Annotated in this window: 15 protein-coding genes and 1 pseudogene; 11 read left to right on the top strand and 5 right to left on the bottom strand. The window is 64.4% G+C overall.

Annotation, left to right across the window (positions count from 1 at the left end; translation table 11 throughout):
* From AC1DYX_RS15855 to AC1DYX_RS15810, 10 genes and pseudogenes are all read left to right on the top strand, one after another.
* Positions 1–215: pseudogene (locus AC1DYX_RS15855) on the top strand (hypothetical protein); the annotation flags it as partial.
* Positions 216–251: 36 nt separating this feature from the next.
* A complete protein-coding gene (msrB, locus tag AC1DYX_RS15850; RefSeq protein WP_477260432.1) occupies positions 252–647 on the top strand; it encodes a peptide-methionine (R)-S-oxide reductase MsrB in 396 nt (131 codons plus the stop codon).
* A gap of 19 nt (positions 648–666) precedes the next feature.
* A complete protein-coding gene (locus tag AC1DYX_RS15845) occupies positions 667–1,323 on the top strand; it encodes a septation protein A (protein WP_477260430.1) in 657 nt (218 codons plus the stop codon).
* The gene (locus AC1DYX_RS15840) at positions 1,323–1,595 is read left to right on the top strand and encodes a BolA family protein (protein WP_477260428.1); all 273 of its coding nucleotides are present in this window, start codon (positions 1,323–1,325) and stop codon (positions 1,593–1,595) included. Before AC1DYX_RS15845 ends, AC1DYX_RS15840 begins: the two co-directional genes overlap by 1 nt.
* A gap of 115 nt (positions 1,596–1,710) precedes the next feature.
* Entirely contained in the window at positions 1,711–2,502 is a 792-nt protein-coding gene (locus AC1DYX_RS15835; RefSeq protein ID WP_477260426.1) for a peptidylprolyl isomerase, read from the top strand.
* A 103-nt stretch (positions 2,503–2,605) separates the two neighbouring features.
* The gene (locus AC1DYX_RS15830) at positions 2,606–3,385 is read left to right on the top strand and encodes a peptidylprolyl isomerase (protein ID WP_477260424.1); all 780 of its coding nucleotides are present in this window, start codon (positions 2,606–2,608) and stop codon (positions 3,383–3,385) included.
* 88 nt (positions 3,386–3,473) lie between these two features.
* Positions 3,474–4,775 (top strand): putative glycoside hydrolase, encoded by a 1,302-nt coding sequence (locus AC1DYX_RS15825; protein WP_477260422.1) that lies wholly within the window; start codon positions 3,474–3,476, stop codon positions 4,773–4,775.
* A gap of 141 nt (positions 4,776–4,916) precedes the next feature.
* Positions 4,917–6,380, top strand: coding sequence for an ATPase domain-containing protein (locus AC1DYX_RS15820; RefSeq protein ID WP_477260420.1), 1,464 nt, complete (start codon positions 4,917–4,919; stop codon positions 6,378–6,380).
* Positions 6,373–7,899, top strand: coding sequence for an ATP-binding response regulator (locus AC1DYX_RS15815; protein WP_477260418.1), 1,527 nt, complete (start codon positions 6,373–6,375; stop codon positions 7,897–7,899). The genes AC1DYX_RS15820 and AC1DYX_RS15815 overlap by 8 nt, the downstream gene beginning before the upstream one ends.
* Before the next feature lie 74 nt (positions 7,900–7,973).
* Entirely contained in the window at positions 7,974–8,333 is a 360-nt protein-coding gene (locus AC1DYX_RS15810; RefSeq protein WP_477260416.1) for a DUF1304 domain-containing protein, read from the top strand.
* 23 nt (positions 8,334–8,356) lie between these two features.
* Here AC1DYX_RS15810 and AC1DYX_RS15805 read toward each other — a convergent pair whose 3' ends face one another.
* The 4 genes from AC1DYX_RS15805 to purL all read right to left on the bottom strand — a co-directional run bounded on the left by AC1DYX_RS15805 (position 8,357) and on the right by purL (position 15,149).
* Positions 8,357–9,376: an NADP-dependent oxidoreductase gene (locus AC1DYX_RS15805; protein ID WP_477260414.1), complete on the bottom strand. Its 1,020-nt coding sequence runs from the start codon at positions 9,374–9,376 to the stop codon at positions 8,357–8,359.
* Between the two features lie 44 nt (positions 9,377–9,420).
* Complete coding sequence (locus AC1DYX_RS15800) at positions 9,421–10,269, bottom strand: oxidoreductase (protein ID WP_477260412.1); 849 nt, start codon at positions 10,267–10,269, stop codon at positions 9,421–9,423.
* Positions 10,270–10,358: 89 nt separating this feature from the next.
* Positions 10,359–10,979: a TetR/AcrR family transcriptional regulator gene (locus AC1DYX_RS15795; RefSeq protein ID WP_477260410.1), complete on the bottom strand. Its 621-nt coding sequence runs from the start codon at positions 10,977–10,979 to the stop codon at positions 10,359–10,361.
* A 129-nt stretch (positions 10,980–11,108) separates the two neighbouring features.
* Complete coding sequence (purL, locus tag AC1DYX_RS15790; RefSeq protein WP_477260408.1) at positions 11,109–15,149, bottom strand: phosphoribosylformylglycinamidine synthase; 4,041 nt, start codon at positions 15,147–15,149, stop codon at positions 11,109–11,111.
* A gap of 181 nt (positions 15,150–15,330) precedes the next feature.
* On the opposite strand from purL, the gene AC1DYX_RS15785 reads away from it, so the two are divergent.
* Positions 15,331–17,016 carry a response regulator gene (locus AC1DYX_RS15785; RefSeq protein ID WP_477260406.1) on the top strand — a complete coding sequence of 562 codons (1,686 nt, stop codon included), beginning with the start codon at positions 15,331–15,333 and terminating at the stop codon, positions 17,014–17,016.
* Between the two features lie 95 nt (positions 17,017–17,111).
* Here AC1DYX_RS15785 and AC1DYX_RS15780 read toward each other — a convergent pair.
* Positions 17,112–17,314, bottom strand: a 203-nt coding sequence (locus AC1DYX_RS15780; protein ID WP_477260404.1) for a hydantoinase B/oxoprolinase family protein, incomplete at its 5' end; no start/stop codon positions are given.

Genomic DNA, 17,314 nt, shown 5'->3' with positions numbered 1-17,314 from the left:
GACGGGTTGCGATGCATGCAGTCAACCCCAAGTATGTCCTGCGCAACTATCTCGCCCAAGTGGCGATCGAAAAGGCGCAGAATGGCGATTACGAAGAAGTGCGCCGACTGCTGGCCGTGCTCGAACGTCCGTTCGACGAACAGCCGGGGAACGACGCCTATGCGGCACTGCCGCCGGACTGGGCATCTCATCTCGAAGTGAGCTGTTCCTCGTGAGCTGCCCTTCCTGACACCAAAAACGATAGAGGGATCATGACCGACAAAGTGACGAAGACCGACGCCGAATGGCGCGCGCAGCTCGATCCGATGGAATACCAGGTAGCGCGCCACGCGGCCACCGAACGCGCCTTCACCGGCAAATACTGGGACCACCACGAACACGGCATCTACCGTTGCGTGTGCTGCGACACGCCGCTGTTCGAATCGGACGCCAAGTTCGACTCCGGCTGCGGCTGGCCCAGCTATTTCCGCGCCCTCGACCCCGACAATGTCATCGAGAAAGTGGACCGCAGCCACGGCATGGTGCGCACGGAAATCATCTGCGCCGTGTGCGACGCCCACCTGGGCCACGTGTTCCCGGACGGCCCACCGCCGACCGGCCTCCGCTATTGCATCAACTCGGCCGCGCTCCGCTTCGAGCCGGTCTGAACCAGGACGACCATCCATCATGAAATTCCTGTTCGACCTGCTCCCGGTCATTCTCTTCTTCATCGTCTACAAGTTCGCCGATGGCCACCAGGAAGCCGCGCACGCGCTCGCGGTCCAATACATGGGCGGCCTGATCTCGGGCGGCAGCATCACGGCGGAACAGTCGCCGATCATGCTGGCGACCGCTGTCGGCATCGTCGCGACCGTGCTGCAGATCCTGTACCTGCTCGCCCGTGGCCGCAAGGTCGACGGCATGCTGTGGCTGTCGCTGGGCGTCATCGTCGTGACGGGCGGCGCGACGATCTATTTCCACGACCAGACCTTCATCATGTGGAAACCGACGATCCTGTACTGGGCCTTCGCGCTGGCGCTGTTCGTCGCCCAGGTCGGCTTCCGCAACAACCTGATGCGCAAGGTGATGGAAGCGCAGATCCGCCTGCCGGACGCCGTCTGGGCCAAGGTCGGCTATGCGTGGATGACGTTCTTCGCGGCGATCGGCGTGCTGAACCTCGTGATGGCGTTCATCGTCTTCAAGGGCAACACGGGTGCCTGGGTCAACTTCAAGCTGTTCGGCATCACGGGCATCTTCTTCGCTTTCATCGTCGTCCAGACGCTGATGCTGTCGAAGTACATCGAGGACCAGGAACAGCCTGGCCACGGCAAGGGAGACGCCTGATGGACGACCGCGTGGAACGTATCCGGCAGTCGCTGACGGCCGCGCTGAATCCGTCCGAACTCGAGGTCGGCGACGATTCGCACCTGCACGCCGGCCATGCCGGCGCGGCCTCCGGCGGGGGCCATTACAGAGTGAAAATCGTTTCGGAACAGTTCGAGGGACTGAGGCTGGTCATGCGTCATCGACTGGTATATGATGCCGTGCAAGGTATGATGCAGACCGACATCCATGCCCTGGCGATCACCGCCGTCGCACCGTCCGAACAATCGTGACGGCGCGATTTCAGGGAGTCTTAAGTGAGTTGTAAGTAAGCTGTTCCAGAATGCGCTACGCATTACAAAAACTAATCAAATCCTCGTCCAAGCAACCCCCCTCACAGGAATCGAAATGACTTTTAAGCCAGCACGGCTGCTGTTAGCCCTGATCGCTATCGCCGCATCCTTCGCATACTCGCCTTCGTTCGCGCAGAACCTCGCCGTGGTGAACGGCAAGGCTATCCCCTCGTCGCGCGCCGATGCCATCGTCAAGCAGGTCGTCGCGCAAGGCCAGGGCACGGACAGCCCGCAACTGCGTGAAGCCATCAAGAAAGACCTGATCTCGCGCGAAGTGATGATGCAGGAAGCCATCAAGCAGGGCTACGACAAGAACCCGGAAGTCAAGGCGGCATTGGAGAACGCCCGCCAGACCATCGTGATCAACGCGCTCGCACGCGACTACATCACGAAGCATCCGGTCACCGACGCCGAGATCAAGGCCGAGTACGACCGCTTCGCCAAGCAGACCGGCGACAAGGAATACCACGTGCGCCATATCCTGTTCGCGACGGAAGACGAAGCGAAGGCAGCCATCGCCAAGCTGAAGGGCGGCGCCAAGTTCGAAGACCTGGCCAAGCAGTCGAAAGACACCGGCACCGCCAACAACGGCGGCGACCTGGATTGGGCGAGCCCGTCGTCGTTCCCGCCGGAGTTCGCCGCGGGCTTCACCAGCCTGCAGAAAGGCGCCATTACCGAGAACCCGGTCAAGACCCAGGTCGGCTACCACGTGATCAAGCTGGACGACGTCCGCCCGGCCAAACTGCCGGCGCTGGACGAAGTCAAGCCGCAGATCTCGGAAGCGCTGACCCAGCAAAAGCTGGCCGCGTACCAAGAGGAAATGGTCAAGAAGGCAAAGGTGCAGTAACATTGCAGCGCCGGCGGCCCAGGCCGCCGGTTTTCGTCGCCCAGCGACTTTTCGTGTTGACCACCGGACGCTCACGCCACCGGTTTTAGATAGGATCGAATAAATGATTGTGAAGCCAGCCCGCCTGTTGTTAGCATTGACCGCGATGGTAGCCCTGCCGTCGTTCGCGCAGAACGTTGCGACCGTCAATGGCAAACCCATCCCCGCGGCCAAGGTTGACCAGGTGGTCAAACAGGTCGTCGCCCAGGGCAAGGCAACCGATTCCCCGCAACTGCGCGAGGCAATCAAGAAAGACCTGATCGGCCGCGAAGTCCTGATCCAGGAAGCAGACAAGCAAGGCGTCGGCACCCGTCCGGACGTCAAGAACGCAATCGACAATGCCCGCCAGAGCATCATCATCAACGCGATGCTGGCCGACTACATCAAGAAGAATCCGGTCAAGGATGCCGATATCAAGGCCGAGTACGACAAGTACAAGGCACAAATGGGCGAGAAGGAATACCACGCGCGCCACATCCTGGTCGCTACCGAAGACGAAGCCAAGCAGATCATCGCCAAGCTGAAAGGCGGCGCCAAGTTCGAAGACCTGGCCAAGCAGTCGAAAGACCCGGGCTCGGCACAGAACGGCGGCGACCTGGACTGGGCCAGCCCGGCCTCGTTCGTGCCGGAGTTCTCGAAGGCCATGACCTCGCTGCAAAAAGGCGCCATCACCGAAACCCCGGTGAAGACGCAGTTCGGCTACCACGTGATCAAGCTGGAAGACGTCCGTCCGTCCAAGGTCCCGCCGCTGGAAGAAGTCAAGCAGCAAGTCGCGGAATCGCTGCAACAGCGCAAGCTGGCTGCGTATCGCGAAGAGCTGATGAAGAAAGCCAAGATCCAGTAAGCTGGTCTGGCAGAAAGAAAGCGCTCCTTGGTGGGCGCTTTTTTTTAGCCGACCCAATTTGTACGACCAAAAAATCAATCCGAGACATATGAAACCGCCCCGCTCCACCGCCCTTGCGCTGTCCATGCTGGCTGCCACCGCAGCTTCCGCCGCCAMGCAGGCCTCGACCTTGCCGCTGTACGTCGGCCAACCGCTGCCCGGCGCGCAAGTCATGTTCGGCGACTTCGACGTCCAGCAGCCGCTGACGGCCGACACCGGCCGCATGCCCACGGATCCGAAACAACCCAGCGCCGTCGTCGAAGCGCGCCGCACCGGCAAGGATGCAGGCGCCGACGCCCTCGGCCTGACCTGGAAGAACGCGTGGTTTGCCACGGCGCGCCTGCAAAGCGAACCGATCGATCTGCGCCCCTACCTGGCCAAAGGCACGGTGTCGTTCGACCTGAAGGTGAACGAACTGGCGAGCGGCGGCGTCGCATTCCGCCTCGACTGCGGCAACAACTGCGAACGCAAGGTCAACTACGTCGTGCCGGCACGCGCCGCGCAGGGCAAGGGCTGGCAGCACCTGAGCTTTGCGTTGTCGTGCTTCCACCGCAAGGGCGACGATTTCAGTGCCGTGCGCCAACCGTTCGCGCTGGACACCACGGGCAATGGCGACGTCGAGATCGCGAACATCCGCATCGACAGGACGGGCAAGCCGAACGAGACCTGCCCCGATCTCGAAACGGCCAGCGTGACGCCGTCGCCGCTGATCGAATCGTGGTCGCTCGACTGGTGGATGCCGCGCCACCAGGAGAAACTGGCCGAGATCGCCCGCCGCAAGGCCGCCGGCGAGCCGACCGACCTGGTCTTCATCGGCGATTCGATCACGCACAACTGGGAACAGCATAACAAGCCCCTGTGGGACGAGTACTGGGGCAAGTACCACGCGCTGAACCTGGGCTATGGCGGCGACCGCACCGAAAACGTCCTGTGGCGCCTGCAGCACGGCGAGATCGACGGCATCAAGCCGAAGGTCGTCGTGATGATGATCGGCACGAACAACACCRGTTCCCGCCACGAGGCGCCGGAGCTGATCTACGCCGGCATCAAGCGCGACATCCAGGAAATCCGCAAGCGCCAGCCGCACGCGAAACTGCTGCTGCTGGCCATCTTCCCGCGCGGCGAGAAACCGGACGACGGCTTGCGTGTGTCAAACGAAAAGGTCAACGCGATGCTGCCGCAGCTGGCGGATGGCAAGCATGTGTTCTTCATGAACATCAACAAGGCCATCCTGGCGCCGGACGGCACGTTGTCCAAGGACATCATGCCGGACCTGCTCCACCCGAATGCGGAAGGCTACAAGATCTGGCAGCGCGAGATGCAGCCGGAGCTGGACAAGCTGATACGCTGAAGCTGGCGCCCGGCGGGTGGCGCGCGGGTCCGGCGCGCGCCGGGACTCTTCCCGCCGGGTGTACACTGCACACATTGCGCCGATCAGCGCACCAGCCGGGCATCTCTCATGGGACAACAAGGCGATTCTGTCGTTTCCTTCATGTCGAGCGGTATCGCAGGACTCGACGAGATCCTGCGCGGCGGTTTCATCCGCGACCGGCTGTACCTGATCGAGGGCGAGCCCGGGTCCGGCAAGACGACGCTGGCGCTGCAATTCCTGCTCGAAGGCGTGAAACAGGGCGAGCCCGTGCTGTACATCACGCTGTCCGAAAGCAAGACGGAAATCGAAGAAGTCGCCGCCTCGCACGGCTGGACGATGGACGGCATTCACGTCCACGAGGTCCTACCGCCGGAAAGCATCCTCAAGCCCGAGGAACAGTACACGATCTTTCACCCGAGCGACGTCGAAACGGCGGCGACGACGCAGGACATCCTCACGGTGATCGATGCGGTACGGCCGACGCGCGTCGTCCTCGATTCTCTGTCCGAACTACAACTGCTTGCCTCGAGCCTGCTGGTCTATCGCCGCCAGATACTCGCTTTCAGACAATATTTCGCACGGCGTTCCTGCACCACCCTGCTGCTGAACGACCGGACGGAAGACGGTGGTGACCTGCACACGCGCAGCATTGCCCACGGCGTCATCAGGCTGGACCGTATCGCCACCGATTACGGCGGATTCCGCCGCAGGGCCGAAGTCATCAAGTATCGCGGCATCGCGTTTCGCGAAGGGACGCACGACTACAAGATCCGGCACGGCGGACTGGTCGTGTACCCGCGGCTCATTGCGGCCGAATCGCGCGAACAGACCGGGCGCACCCTCCTGGGCAGTGGACTGCCGGAGCTCGACCTGCTGCTCGGAGGCGGCATCGAGGAAGGCACCAGCACCCTGGTCGTCGGGCCGGCCGGCGCCGGCAAGTCGTCGCTGGTATCACAGTTCGCCCTTGCCGCGTTGCAGCGGCAGCAGCCGGCGGCGCTCTTCCTGTTCGAAGAGTCCGTCTCCACCTTCCTGCATCGTGCCGACGGCCTCGGCTTCGATTTCCGCACGCCGCTCGCTGCCGGGCTCGTCAATCTGGTGCAGGTCGATCCCGCCCAGCTCACGCCCGGCGAGTTCATCCACGACATCTGCAAGCACGTCGGCGAGGGCACGAAAGTCGTCGTCCTCGACAGCCTGAACGGGTTTCTCCACGCGATGCCGAACGAAAAGCAACTGTCGAGCCACCTGCACGAATTGCTGGCCTATCTCGGGCAGCGTGGCGTGAACACATTCCTCGTCGCGGTACAACACGGCCTGCTGGGCGATACGGGCCAGGCCGACATCAGCGCCAGCTACATCGCGGACAACGTCATCATGCTGCGCTATTTCGAAGCGTTCGGCGAAGTACGCCAGGCACTGTCCGTCTTCAAGAAACGCATCGGTTTCCACGAGCGGACGATCCGCCAGATGGCGATCACGTCGTCCGGCATCCAGGTCGGGCCGATCCTGCGGCAATTCCGCGGGGTGTTGACGGGCGTCCCGGAATTGGCCGAGCCGCCGGGCCAGGAGCATGATGCACATGACTGAAACCGAGGAACGGCGGATCCTGATCCACGCCACCGTACGAAAGGATGCCGAGCTGGCGGCGAGCGCGCTCCAGCACGCCGGTTTCGACGTGCTCGTGCGGGATACGCTCGACGACGTCCTGGTGGCGCTGCACGACGGTGCCGCGGCCCTGCTCTCGGTGGAAGAAGCCCTGCCGCCGACCGCGACCGCAGCGCTGACGGATTTCCTCAACCACCAGCAGACCTGGTCCGACCTGCCGCTCGTCGTCCTGACCAAGCCCGGCGGCGACTCGCCCTGGATCCGCGGCGCCTACGAGCGGCTGGGCAACCTGACGCTGCTGGAACGGCCCGTCCACGCCTCCACGTTGATCAGTGCCGTGCGCGCGGCCGTGCGCACGCGGCTGCGACAGTACCAGATCCGCCTGGCCGACCAGCGGAAGGATGAATTCCTCGCCATGCTGGCCCACGAGCTGCGCAACCCGCTGGCGCCCATCGGCGCCGCGGCGCAACTGCTCCAGCTCGTCGCGGGCGACCGCGGCAAGGTGGAACAGAGTTGCGGCATCATCTCCCGGCAGGTGGCGCACATGTCCAGCCTGATCGAAGACTTGCTCGACATCGCCCGGGTCACCAGGAACCTGATCAAACTCGTCAAGGAACCGACCGACTTTCGCGACATCCTGAAAGAAGCGGTGGAACAGGTCGGCCCACTGGTCAAGGAGCGCAAGCACCAGCTGCGACTGGATCTCCCGCCTGAAGCGGCCATCGTGCTGGGCGACCATAAACGCATGGTGCAGATCGCCGTCAATCTCCTCAACAACGCGGCAAAATACACGACGGACGGTGGTCACATCACTGCATGCCTGCTGGCGACGGCGGACGAGATCGTCGTCGAGTTCTCGGACGACGGCATCGGCATGGCGCCCGAACTGGTACCCCACGTCTTCGACCTGTTCACGCAGGCGGAACGGAGCTCGGACCGTTCCCAGGGCGGACTCGGGCTCGGGCTGCCGTTGGTAAAGAACCTGGTCAAGCTCCATGGCGGCAGCATTCAGGCCGAAAGCGCAGGCCTGGGGATGGGCAGCAGGTTCACGCTCCGCCTGCCCCGRCACGCCGGACAACCGTCCGACGCGGCGCCGCCCGGCGAACCGGGTCCCGCACGGCCGGATACCGCGCCGCCCATGCGCGTACTGCTGGTCGATGACAATGCCGACGCGGCCAACATGCTGGGCATGCTCCTCACGTCGGCCGGGCACGACGTCACCGTCGAATACGACGCTGCCAGCGCCATCGAGCGCGGCCGCGACCTGCATCCCCAGGTCTGCCTGCTCGATATCGGCCTGCCCGACATGGACGGTTTCGCGCTCGCGCGCCGGCTGCGCGCGACACCGGGTCTCGAACAGGCGACCCTGATCGCCGTCACGGGATACGGCCAGGACCAGGACAGGAAGAAATCGACGGCAGCGGGCTTCGACCACCACCTTGTGAAGCCGATCGATGCGGCGAAGTTGCTGGCACTGTTCGCACAGGTTCCCGAAGGCTGACGGACGCTGGATGGATACCGCAAACGGTGGCGCATACGGTACAGTATGTACATTTCTACTGACCGGAAATGCCCATGCCGCTGATTGCCACCGTACTGACCGCCGTCGTCATCGCCATCCACGTCTACATCGTCCTCATCGAGACCGTCCTGTTCCGCACGCGCGGCAGGAAGGTCTTCGGGTTGAAGGATGGCCAGGTCGATGCGCTGGCGCCGCTGATGTCGAACCAGGGCTGTTATAACGGCTTTCTGGCCGCGATGCTGGCCGTAGGACTCGTGTATCCGGAACCGCACACGGGCCGCGCGTTCGTCGTGTTCGGGCTCGTCTGCGTCGCGATCGCGGGGATTTGGGGCGCGGCGACCGTGTYGCGGCGCATCCTCGTCGTGCAGACGGTGCCGGCGGGGCTGGCGCTTGGGGCGCTGCTGGTCGCTTGATGGCGTCCGATGCGAGCGCCGAACTACAACTCGACAGTCCGGGGCGCCACCCTGATCACGGCCTTGCCTCTCGTGCGTCCGGTTTCGACGTAGTCCAGTGCCCGTCTGGTTTCCTCGAACGGGAAGACGCGGTCGACCACCGGCCGGATACGGCCGGCTTCGATCAACCTGGTGATCTCGCCCAGTTGCCTCCCGTTGGGTGTCATGAAGTGGAACGAGTAGGTGGCGCCAGCGCGTCTGGCCGCTTTCCGGATACCGTGACTGAGCAGGCGCATCACGAGGCTCACAAATCCATTCGCACCAATTTGCCTGGCAAAATCGGGATCCGGCGGCCCGGCAATGCCGATCAGCTTGCCGCCGGGCCTGAGCACGGCGAGCGATTTCTTCAGCGTCTCCCCGCCCTGGGTATCGAGCACGAGGTCATAGCCCTCCAGCTTCGTCGAGAAATCATCCTTCCTGTAATCGATGACGATGTCGGCGCCCAGGTCTTTCAGCATGTTCGCGTTCGCCGCGCTGGCGGTCGTGGCGACCGTCGCGCCGAGATGCCTGGCGAGCTGGATCGCCATCGTGCCGACACCGCCCGAGCCAGCGTGTATCAGTACTTTCTGCCCCTTCTTTAACTTGCCTTTGTCGACAAGCGTCTGCCATGCGGTGAGTGCCACCAGCGGAATGGACGCGGCTTCTTCCATCGTGAGGTTGGACGGCTTGAGGGCGACCGAGTCTTCTTTTACGGCGATGAATTCGGCAAATGTACCGATGCGGTCGTCATCCGGCCGTGCGTAGACTTCATCTCCCACCTTGAAGCGACGCACGCGCGCACCCACGCGCACCACGACGCCAGCCAGATCAGTACCCAGGATCAACGGCATTTTGTGTGGCAACAGTAGTTTGAATTCGCCGCTGCGGATCTTGTTGTCCAGGGGATTGACGCCGGCTGCGTGAATCTGCACCATGACGTCATCGTCGCGCAGCATCGGCTCCGGCAGGTCGCCCGACGTGAGGACGTCCGATTTGCCGTAGCGATTGATAAAGAATGCTTTCATGGGACGCGCCTGTTCTTATCGTAAGGAATTCTCGTAGATTCTGGTCACGGCGCCGGGACGAATTTGCGAACTCCGGGCTGGGAGTCCAGCCTCAGATCCTTGCGCACACCGGCTTCGACCAGCGCTGCCGGCGCAAATCGGCGCAAAAAGCGCAGCCTGCCAGCCAGCGCGCCCGAGGTGTAGCGCACTTTCGGTATAGCCGCTCCTGCCACCTGCACCACCGTCGCGGCGACCACGTCCGGGCCATCCGCGCCTTCCAGGGCTTGCTTGACGCGCCGGTCGAGTCCTGCGCGCAGGTCGCGATACTCGTCGAGCGCCTGATCCGGCTGCAGCTGGTTGGCGTCGAACGCCGACTTGATGTAGGCCGGTTCGACCAGCGAAACACGAATGCCCTGGGTGCGCAACTCTTGATCCAGCGATTCCGAATATGCTTCCATCGCGTGTTTGGTGGCCGAGTACAACGCCATGTACGGCATCGGCACAAAACCCAATACCGAGCTTATGTTGATGATGCGTCCGCTCCCACGCTGCCGCATGTGCGGCAAGACGGCGCGGATCATCCGGAGGGTGCCGAAGAAGTTGGTATCGAAGATCGCCTGCGCCTGCTCGATCGAACTCTCTTCGGCCGCAGCGGGTGCGATGCCGAATCCTGCATTGTTGACCAGCAGATCGATGCGTCCTTCACGCCGGAGCACYTCCCTGACCGCGGCTGTCACGGACTCGTCGCTGGTCACATCCAGAGCCAGCATGTCGAAACTGCGGTGGGCGCCGTTCCCGTGCGCGCCGCGGCGGCTGGTGCCGTAGACTTTGTAACCCGCCCTGGAGAGCTGCTCGGCAGTGACCTCGCCGATACCTGACGACGCGCCAGTCACGATTGCGATCTTGTTGTTCATCGTACTTCCTCCTAATGTTGACCCCACAAATATGACGGGCGTCATATTTGCACTAAAAAAAGCTTAACGCGCGGCCTGGCGGGCTGGCCTTATTTGCCAACCTCCGAGAAGTGCTTGAGCGTTGTTTCACGTAAAGCGTCGGACAGCCTGGCGTCATCGACTGCCCGCGCCATCACCAGCGTTCCTATCATCGAACTGACGATGAACATGGCTTGTTCGTGCGCACCGGGCGCTCCCCAGTTGGGCAATTGGCGGGCTACCAGGTCGATCATCTCCTTGATGTGGCGCGTGGCAGCATGCCGCACCTCCGGCGCCTGGCGATGCATCTCGGAGCCAAGCGCGGCCACCGGGCAGCCATTTTCAACGTCTTCCAGGTGCTGCTGCGACAAATAAGCACGCATCAGCGCCTGCAACGACTGCCCGGGAGGCGCAGCGGCAGCGATGTTGGACGACACCCCGACCGCCGCGGCGCCGGCGCAGTCTGCCGCTTCGGCAAGCAGGGCCTCGCGCGACGCGAAGTGCGCATAAAAACCGCCGTGCGTAAGCCCGGCTTCTTTCATGATGTCCGCCACCCCGGTGCCGGCATAACCGCTGCGCCGGATCGCACGTGCGGCCACCTTCACGATGCGGTCGTGTGTCACTTCCTTGCGGCTCTGGGTAGTACGCATGGCATTTCGATGAGTTGACTTGTTCGGCATGACGATCATCATATACCACTCCGAAAAATCCTGCTTGACCGCGCATGAATGTGGATTTTTGACAGCCCGCCCTGGCTTCACAAGACGCAAAAAAAAGCGCCTCAACAGAGGCGCTCCTGAACCAGGCGACTAAATCCCGATTTAACCGACCCACTTCCGCGCATTCTGGAACATGCGCGCCCACGGCGAATCCTCGCCCCAGCCGTCCGGATGCCACGACATGGTCACCGTACGGGCCACGCGCTCCGCGTGCGGCATCATGACGGTGAAGCGGCCATCCGGCGTCGTCACGGCGGTCAGGCCTTCCGGCGAACCGTTCGGATTGAACGGATACGCCTCGGTGGCGGCGCCGCGGTTGTCGATGTAGCGCAGGGCCTTCACGACCTGCGTAATGTCGCCCGTCTGCGAGAAGTCGGCAAAGCCTTCGCCGTGCGCGATCGCCAGCGGCGCATGCGTGCCCGCGAGGTCCTGGAAGAAAATCGACGGCGAATCCATCACCTCGACCATGCCGAAGCGCGCCTCGAACTGTTCCGACTTGTTGCGGGTGAACTTCGGCCACGCTTCCGCGCCCGGAATGATGGACTTCAGGTTGCTCATCATCTGGCAGCCGTTGCAGACGCCCAGGCCGAACGTGTCGCCACGGCCGAAGAATTGCGCGAACGCGGCCTTCAGCTCGGCATTGAACAGGATCGTCTTGGCCCAGCCCTCGCCGGCACCCAGCACGTCGCCGTACGAGAAGCCGCCCACCGCAATCAGCCCGTTGAAGTCGTCCAGCCTGGCGCGGCCCGCGATCAGGTCGCTCATGTGCACGTCAACGGCGTTGAAGCCCGCCTGGTGCACGGCCCATGCCGTCTCGATGTGCGAGTTGACGCCCTGTTCGCGCAGGATCGCCACGGTCGGACGCGCACCCGTCGCAATGAACGGCGCGGCGATGTTCACGGTCGTGTCGTGCACCAGTTTGGGCGTGAAGCCCGGGTCCTGTTCGTCCAGCAAGCGTTCGTATTCCTGGTCGGCGCATGCCGGGTTGTCGCGCAGGCGCGCGATGCGCCAGCTCGTCTCGCTCCACAAGCGGTGCAGTTCGCTGCGGCGCTTGTTGTAGATGACCTTCGTGTCGCGCGTGAATTCCACGACGCCACGGTCGTTCACCTTGCCGATGATGTGGCTGCAGGCGCCCAGGTCGAACGAGCGCAGCACGTTCATGACAGCCGACTTTTCATCGGCACGAACCTGCACGACCGCGCCCAGTTCTTCGCTGAACAGCGCGCGCAAGGTCAGGTCGTTGCGGCGCTCGCCCACCTGCGCCGCCCAGTTCTTGGCGTCGCCGTGGTCGGAGGCGTGTTCGCCTTCCATCGTCAGGATGTCCAGGTTGACGGAGACGCCGGCGCGGCCCGCGAAGGCCATCTCGCACAGCGTGGCGTACAGCCCCCCGTCCGAACGGTCGTGGTAAGCGAGCAGCTTGCCCTCGTCGTTCAGTTGCTGGATCGCGGCGAAGAATGCCTTCAGGTCGGCCGGGTTGTCGACGTCCGGCGTGTCGTTGCCCAACTGCTGCGTGACCTGTGCCAGCGCGGAGGCGCCGAGGCGGTTCTTGCCGCGGCCCAGGTCGATCAGGATCAGCGACGTGTCGCCCAGGTCCGTGCGCAGTTGCGGCGTCAGGGTCTTGCGCACGTCGGTGACGGGTGCGAAGCTCGACACGATCAGGGAGACGGGCGATACCACCGCCTTGTTTTCGCCGTCTTCGCTCCACGTGGTACGCATCGACAGCGAGTCCTTGCCGACCGGGATCGACACGCCCAGCGCCGGGCACAACTCCATCCCGACAGCTTTCACGGTGTCGTACAGCGCCGCGTCCTGACCCGGCTGGCCGCAGGCGGCCATCCAGTTGGCGGACAGCTTGATGTCCGAGATGTCCGCGATCGGTGCGGCGGCGATGTTCGTGATCGCCTCGCCGACGGCCATGCGGCCCGACGCGGCGGCGTCGATGACGGCGACCGGGGTACGCTCGCCCATCGCCATCGCCTCGCCCTTGTAGCCTTCGAAGCTCAAGGTGGTGACGGCGCAGTCGGCCACCGGCACCTGCCATGGGCCGACCATCTGGTCGCGCACGCTCATGCCGCCCACGGTGCGGTCGCCGATGGTGATGAGGAACGATTTGTCGGCCACCGTCGGCAGCAGCAGCACGCGGCGCGCCACTTCTTCCAGGTCGAGGCCCGTGACGTCGACCGGCTTGAACTGCTCTGCCACGTGTTCGACGTTGCGGTGCATCTTCGGCGGCTTGCCGAGCAGGACATCCATCGGCATGTCGACCGGGGAGGTGTTCGTGATCGGGTCGATCAGGCGGAGCTGGCGCTCTTCCGTTGCGACGCCGACCGCGGCGAACGGGCAGCGCTCGCGTTCGCAGATCGCGGCGAAGCGCGGCAGGTCGTCCGGCGAGATCGCAAGCACGTAGCGCTCCTGCGACTCGTTGCTCCAGATTTCCTTCGGCGACATGCCGCTTTCTTCCAGCGGCACCTTGCGCAGGTCGAACGTGGCGCCGCGTTTGGCGTCGTTCGTGATTTCCGGGAAGGCGTTCGAAATGCCGCCCGCGCCCACGTCGTGGATCGAGATGATCGGGTTCGCATCGCCCAGCTGCCAGCAGCTGTTGATGACTTCCTGCGCGCGGCGCTCCATCTCCGGGTTGCCGCGCTGGACCGAGTCGAAGTCCAGGTCGGCCGTGTTGGTGCCCGTCGCCATCGACGAGGCGGCCGCGCCGGCCATGCCGATGCGCATGCCCGGCCCCCCCAGCTGCAGCAGCAGGCTGCCGACCGGGATGTCGTCCTTGTGCGTGTGCGCGGCCGAGATATTGCCGATGCCGCCCGCGATCATGATCGGCTTGTGGTAGCCGAACACGGTATTGCCGTTGATGGCGGTCGGACCGACGTTCTGCTCGTACGTGCGGAAATAGCCGCCCAGGTTAGGACGGCCGAATTCGTTGTTGAACGCGGCGCCGCCCAGCGGGCCGTCGACCATGATCTGCAGCGGCGACGCGATGCGTTCCGGCTTGCCGTAGACTTTATCCGCACCCGTTTTGTCCACGCTGTTGACGTTGGCCGCGTTTTCCCATGGCTGCACGGCATCCGGCAGGTACAGGTTCGACACGGTGAAACCGGTGAGGCCGGCCTTCGGCTTGGCGCCGCGGCCCGTCGCGCCCTCGTCGCGGATCTCGCCGCCGGCGCCCGTGGAAGCGCCCGGGAACGGGGAGATCGCGGTCGGGTGGTTGTGCGTTTCGACCTTCATCAGCGTGTGCGTCAGCTGCGTGACCGGGGCATACGCCTGGGTGTCCGCCTGCGGGAAGAAGCGCAGCGCTTCGGCACCTTCCATGATCGCGGAGTTGTCGCTGTACGCCACCACGGTGCCCTTCGGCTGCAGCTGGTGCGTGTTCTTGATCATCTGGAACAGCGACTTGTCCTGCTTGACGCCGTCGATGGTCCATTCGGCGTTGAAGATCTTGTGGCGGCAGTGTTCCGAATTCGCCTGCGCGAACATCATCAACTCGACGTCGGTCGGGTTGCGTTGTACTTTCGAGAACGCGTCGAACAGGTAGTCGATCTCGTCCTCGGCCAGCGCCAGGCCCATCGCGGCATTTGCTTCGACGAGGGCGGCACGGCCCTGGCCCAGCACGTCGATCTGGTCCAGCGGACGGCTTTCCAGTTCCGTGAACAGGGCCTGCGCCTGGTCGGCGCTGCGGAGCACCGTTTCCGTCATGCGATCGTGCAGCAGCGCGGCGACGGCGGCCAATTGGTCGTCGGCCAGCTTCTTCGGCGCGCCGAAGCCCGTACCGAGGATGCCGCTCTTCAGCACGACCTTGTAGGCGACGCCGCGTTCGACGCGGTGGATGTGGGCCATGCCGCAGTTGTGGGCGATGTCGGTGGCTTTCGACGCCCACGGGGAAATGGTGCCCAGGCGCGGGATCACGAAGAATTCTTCGGTCACGCCCTCGTACTGCGTTTCCGGCACAGGCTCGCCATAGGTGAGCATGGCGGTGAGGCGCTCGGTGTCCTCCGCGGACAGAGGCGCGCTTGCGTCGATGAAGTGGTAGTAGCGCGCCGCGACGTCGGCAATCGTCGGGGCGACGGCTTGCAGTTGCGTGAGGAGGCGTTGGCTACGGAAAGCAGAGAGGGCGTTGGAACCCGGCAGAATCAACATGGCTGGAAAGTCGGTTGATGCAGCGTGGCTGCGGGTGAAAGAAGCCCGCTATTATACAGCCTACCACCCGTCCCGGTCTTCACCCGGCTGCGCACCGCTGGCGATATTTGCCGTCCGTGCAAGTAAGCGGTATCGTAGTGCTGGAAAATGCCCCTGCACTGCCAGCCGCTACCCATTACGCATGCCCGAAAATAGCCCATCCAGCCAGACCTTGCCGCAGTCGAGTACGCAACTGAGCGCTCAGCTGAGTACGCAACTGAGCGTCCTGATCGTCGACCCCACCCCGGGCGTCCGCGCGAACCTGCAGAACATGCTGGGCCAGTCGGGCATTACGCGCATCGAATCGGCCGTGAACGCCGGCACCGCCATCAAGGCGCTCGGGCGCAAGTCGTTCGACATCATACTGTGCGAATACGACCTCGGCAGTGGCACGGACGAAGGCCAGGACGGCCAGCAGTTGYTGGAAGACCTGCGCCACCACCGCATCATCCCGCCATGGGCCATCTTCATCATGCTGACGGCGGAAGGCGCGTACGGCAAGGTCGTGAGCGCGGCCGAGCTGACGCCCACCGACTACATCCTGAAGCCATTCACGGCGCAGGTGCTGCACCACCGCATCCAGAAGGCCGTCACGCGCCGCGCCGCCCTGCTCCCGGTCTACCAGCTGATCGCCCAGGGCCATCCGCGCGAAGCCATCGAGACCGCCATCGAATCGGCCCGCGCGCGGCCGCACTACGCGCTCGACTTCGTCCGCCTGCGCGCGGAACTGCACGCCTCGCTGAAGGAGCACGAGCTGGCGGAGACCGTGTACCGGGACGTGTTGTCCGCCAAGCCCATCGGCTGGGCGCGGCTCGGCCTCGCACGCGCGCTCGCCGCCCAGGGCCGCACCGACGAAGCCATTCCGCTGCTCGAACAGATCGTGGCCGACAACCCGCGCCTGATGGCCGCGTACGACCTGCTCGCCCGCTGCCAGCAGGAACGCGGCGACGCCCTCGATGCCAGGAAGACGCTCGAGGACGCGGTTTCCATCTCCCCGTACGTCGTGCGGCGCCTGCGCCGCCTGGGCGAGGTGGCCCTCGAGACCGGCGACGCGGATGCCGCCGAGAAGTCGTTCCGCCAGGTCGTCACGCGCTCGCGCTACTCGGAATTCCGCAATCCCGAGGACCACGTCAACCTCGTGAAGGCGCTCGTGCGCAAGGGCGATCCGCAGGGAGCCTCCGCCACGATCCGCGACCTCGAACGCTCGCTGCGCGGCACGCCGGCGGCCGATGCGTGCAAGGCCATCTCCGTCGCATTGCTGCACGACGCGGCCGGCAACGGCGCGGCCGCCGTCAAGGAACTGAAGCAGGCCGTCGACGCCGTGCGCGCGGGCGGTACGCTGTCGTCGGGCATGCGCGTGGACCTCGCACAAACCTGCCTGTCGCACCGGATGGACGACGAGGCGTCGGAAGTCCTGCTGGGCGCACTGAACGGCAACGACGACGCGCTGTCCGCACAGCAGGCGCTGAACGTGTTCGTGAAAGCCGGACGGCCCGACCTCGCGGACGGCATGGGCAAGCAGCTGCGCGCGCAGGCCCAGATCCTGCTGGGCGTGGCGGACGAGAAGCGCAACATGGGGGACGTGCGCGGCGCCGTCCAGACCCTGCTGGAGGCGCTGCACATGGCGCCGAACAACCTGCAGGTGATGATCGCCGTCGTCGGCGGCGTGCTCCGCCAGATCATGGAAATGGGCTGGGACCACCCGCTCGCCGCGCTGTCGGAAGAGCAGCTGGAGCACATCCGCGCCCTCGATCCCGCGCACCCGCGGCTGGCCGCGCTCGACACCGAGCTGGCGGCGGCCAAGCGCAAGTACGGTATCTCGACGTAGGGTGGGCATTTGGGGCCGGGGGCCCCAAATGAAACGTGCCCACGCGTAACGTTCGCGAACCGCAAGCGTTCGCGCGGGGCACAGGGGTGCCCACCCTACCTGGTAGCCGTGCCGTACCCGCCACCGCCCGGCGTCTCGATCACGAACACGTCGCCGGCACCCATCGCGGTCTTGCCGATATGGCCCAGTTCCTCGACGCTGCCGTCCGCCCGTTCGACGCGATTGCGCCCGCGCGCCCCTGGCAGCCCGCCGGCCATGCCGAACGGCGGATGGATGCGGTTGTTGGACAGGATCGCGG

Source organism: Massilia sp. P2_C2 (assembly GCF_056404615.1).
The sequence above is the reverse complement of the archived record's forward strand: the minus strand, read 5'-3'. Positions and strand labels throughout refer to the sequence as shown.

Bases quoted from the DNA above. Each gene is read 5' to 3' on its own strand.
- msrB (WP_477260432.1), top strand. From the start codon at position 252: ATGACCGACAAAGTGACGAAGACCGACGCCGAATGGCGCGCGCAGCTC.
- AC1DYX_RS15845 (WP_477260430.1), top strand. From the start codon at position 667: ATGAAATTCCTGTTCGACCTGCTCCCGGTCATTCTCTTCTTCATCGTC.
- AC1DYX_RS15840 (WP_477260428.1), top strand. From the start codon at position 1,323: ATGGACGACCGCGTGGAACGTATCCGGCAGTCGCTGACGGCCGCGCTG.
- AC1DYX_RS15835 (WP_477260426.1), top strand. From the start codon at position 1,711: ATGACTTTTAAGCCAGCACGGCTGCTGTTAGCCCTGATCGCTATCGCC.
- AC1DYX_RS15830 (WP_477260424.1), top strand. From the start codon at position 2,606: ATGATTGTGAAGCCAGCCCGCCTGTTGTTAGCATTGACCGCGATGGTA.
- AC1DYX_RS15820 (WP_477260420.1), top strand. From the start codon at position 4,917: ATGTCGAGCGGTATCGCAGGACTCGACGAGATCCTGCGCGGCGGTTTC.
- AC1DYX_RS15805 (WP_477260414.1), bottom strand. From the start codon at position 9,376: ATGAAAGCATTCTTTATCAATCGCTACGGCAAATCGGACGTCCTCACG.
- AC1DYX_RS15795 (WP_477260410.1), bottom strand. From the start codon at position 10,979: ATGATGATCGTCATGCCGAACAAGTCAACTCATCGAAATGCCATGCGT.
- purL (WP_477260408.1), bottom strand. From the start codon at position 15,149: ATGTTGATTCTGCCGGGTTCCAACGCCCTCTCTGCTTTCCGTAGCCAA.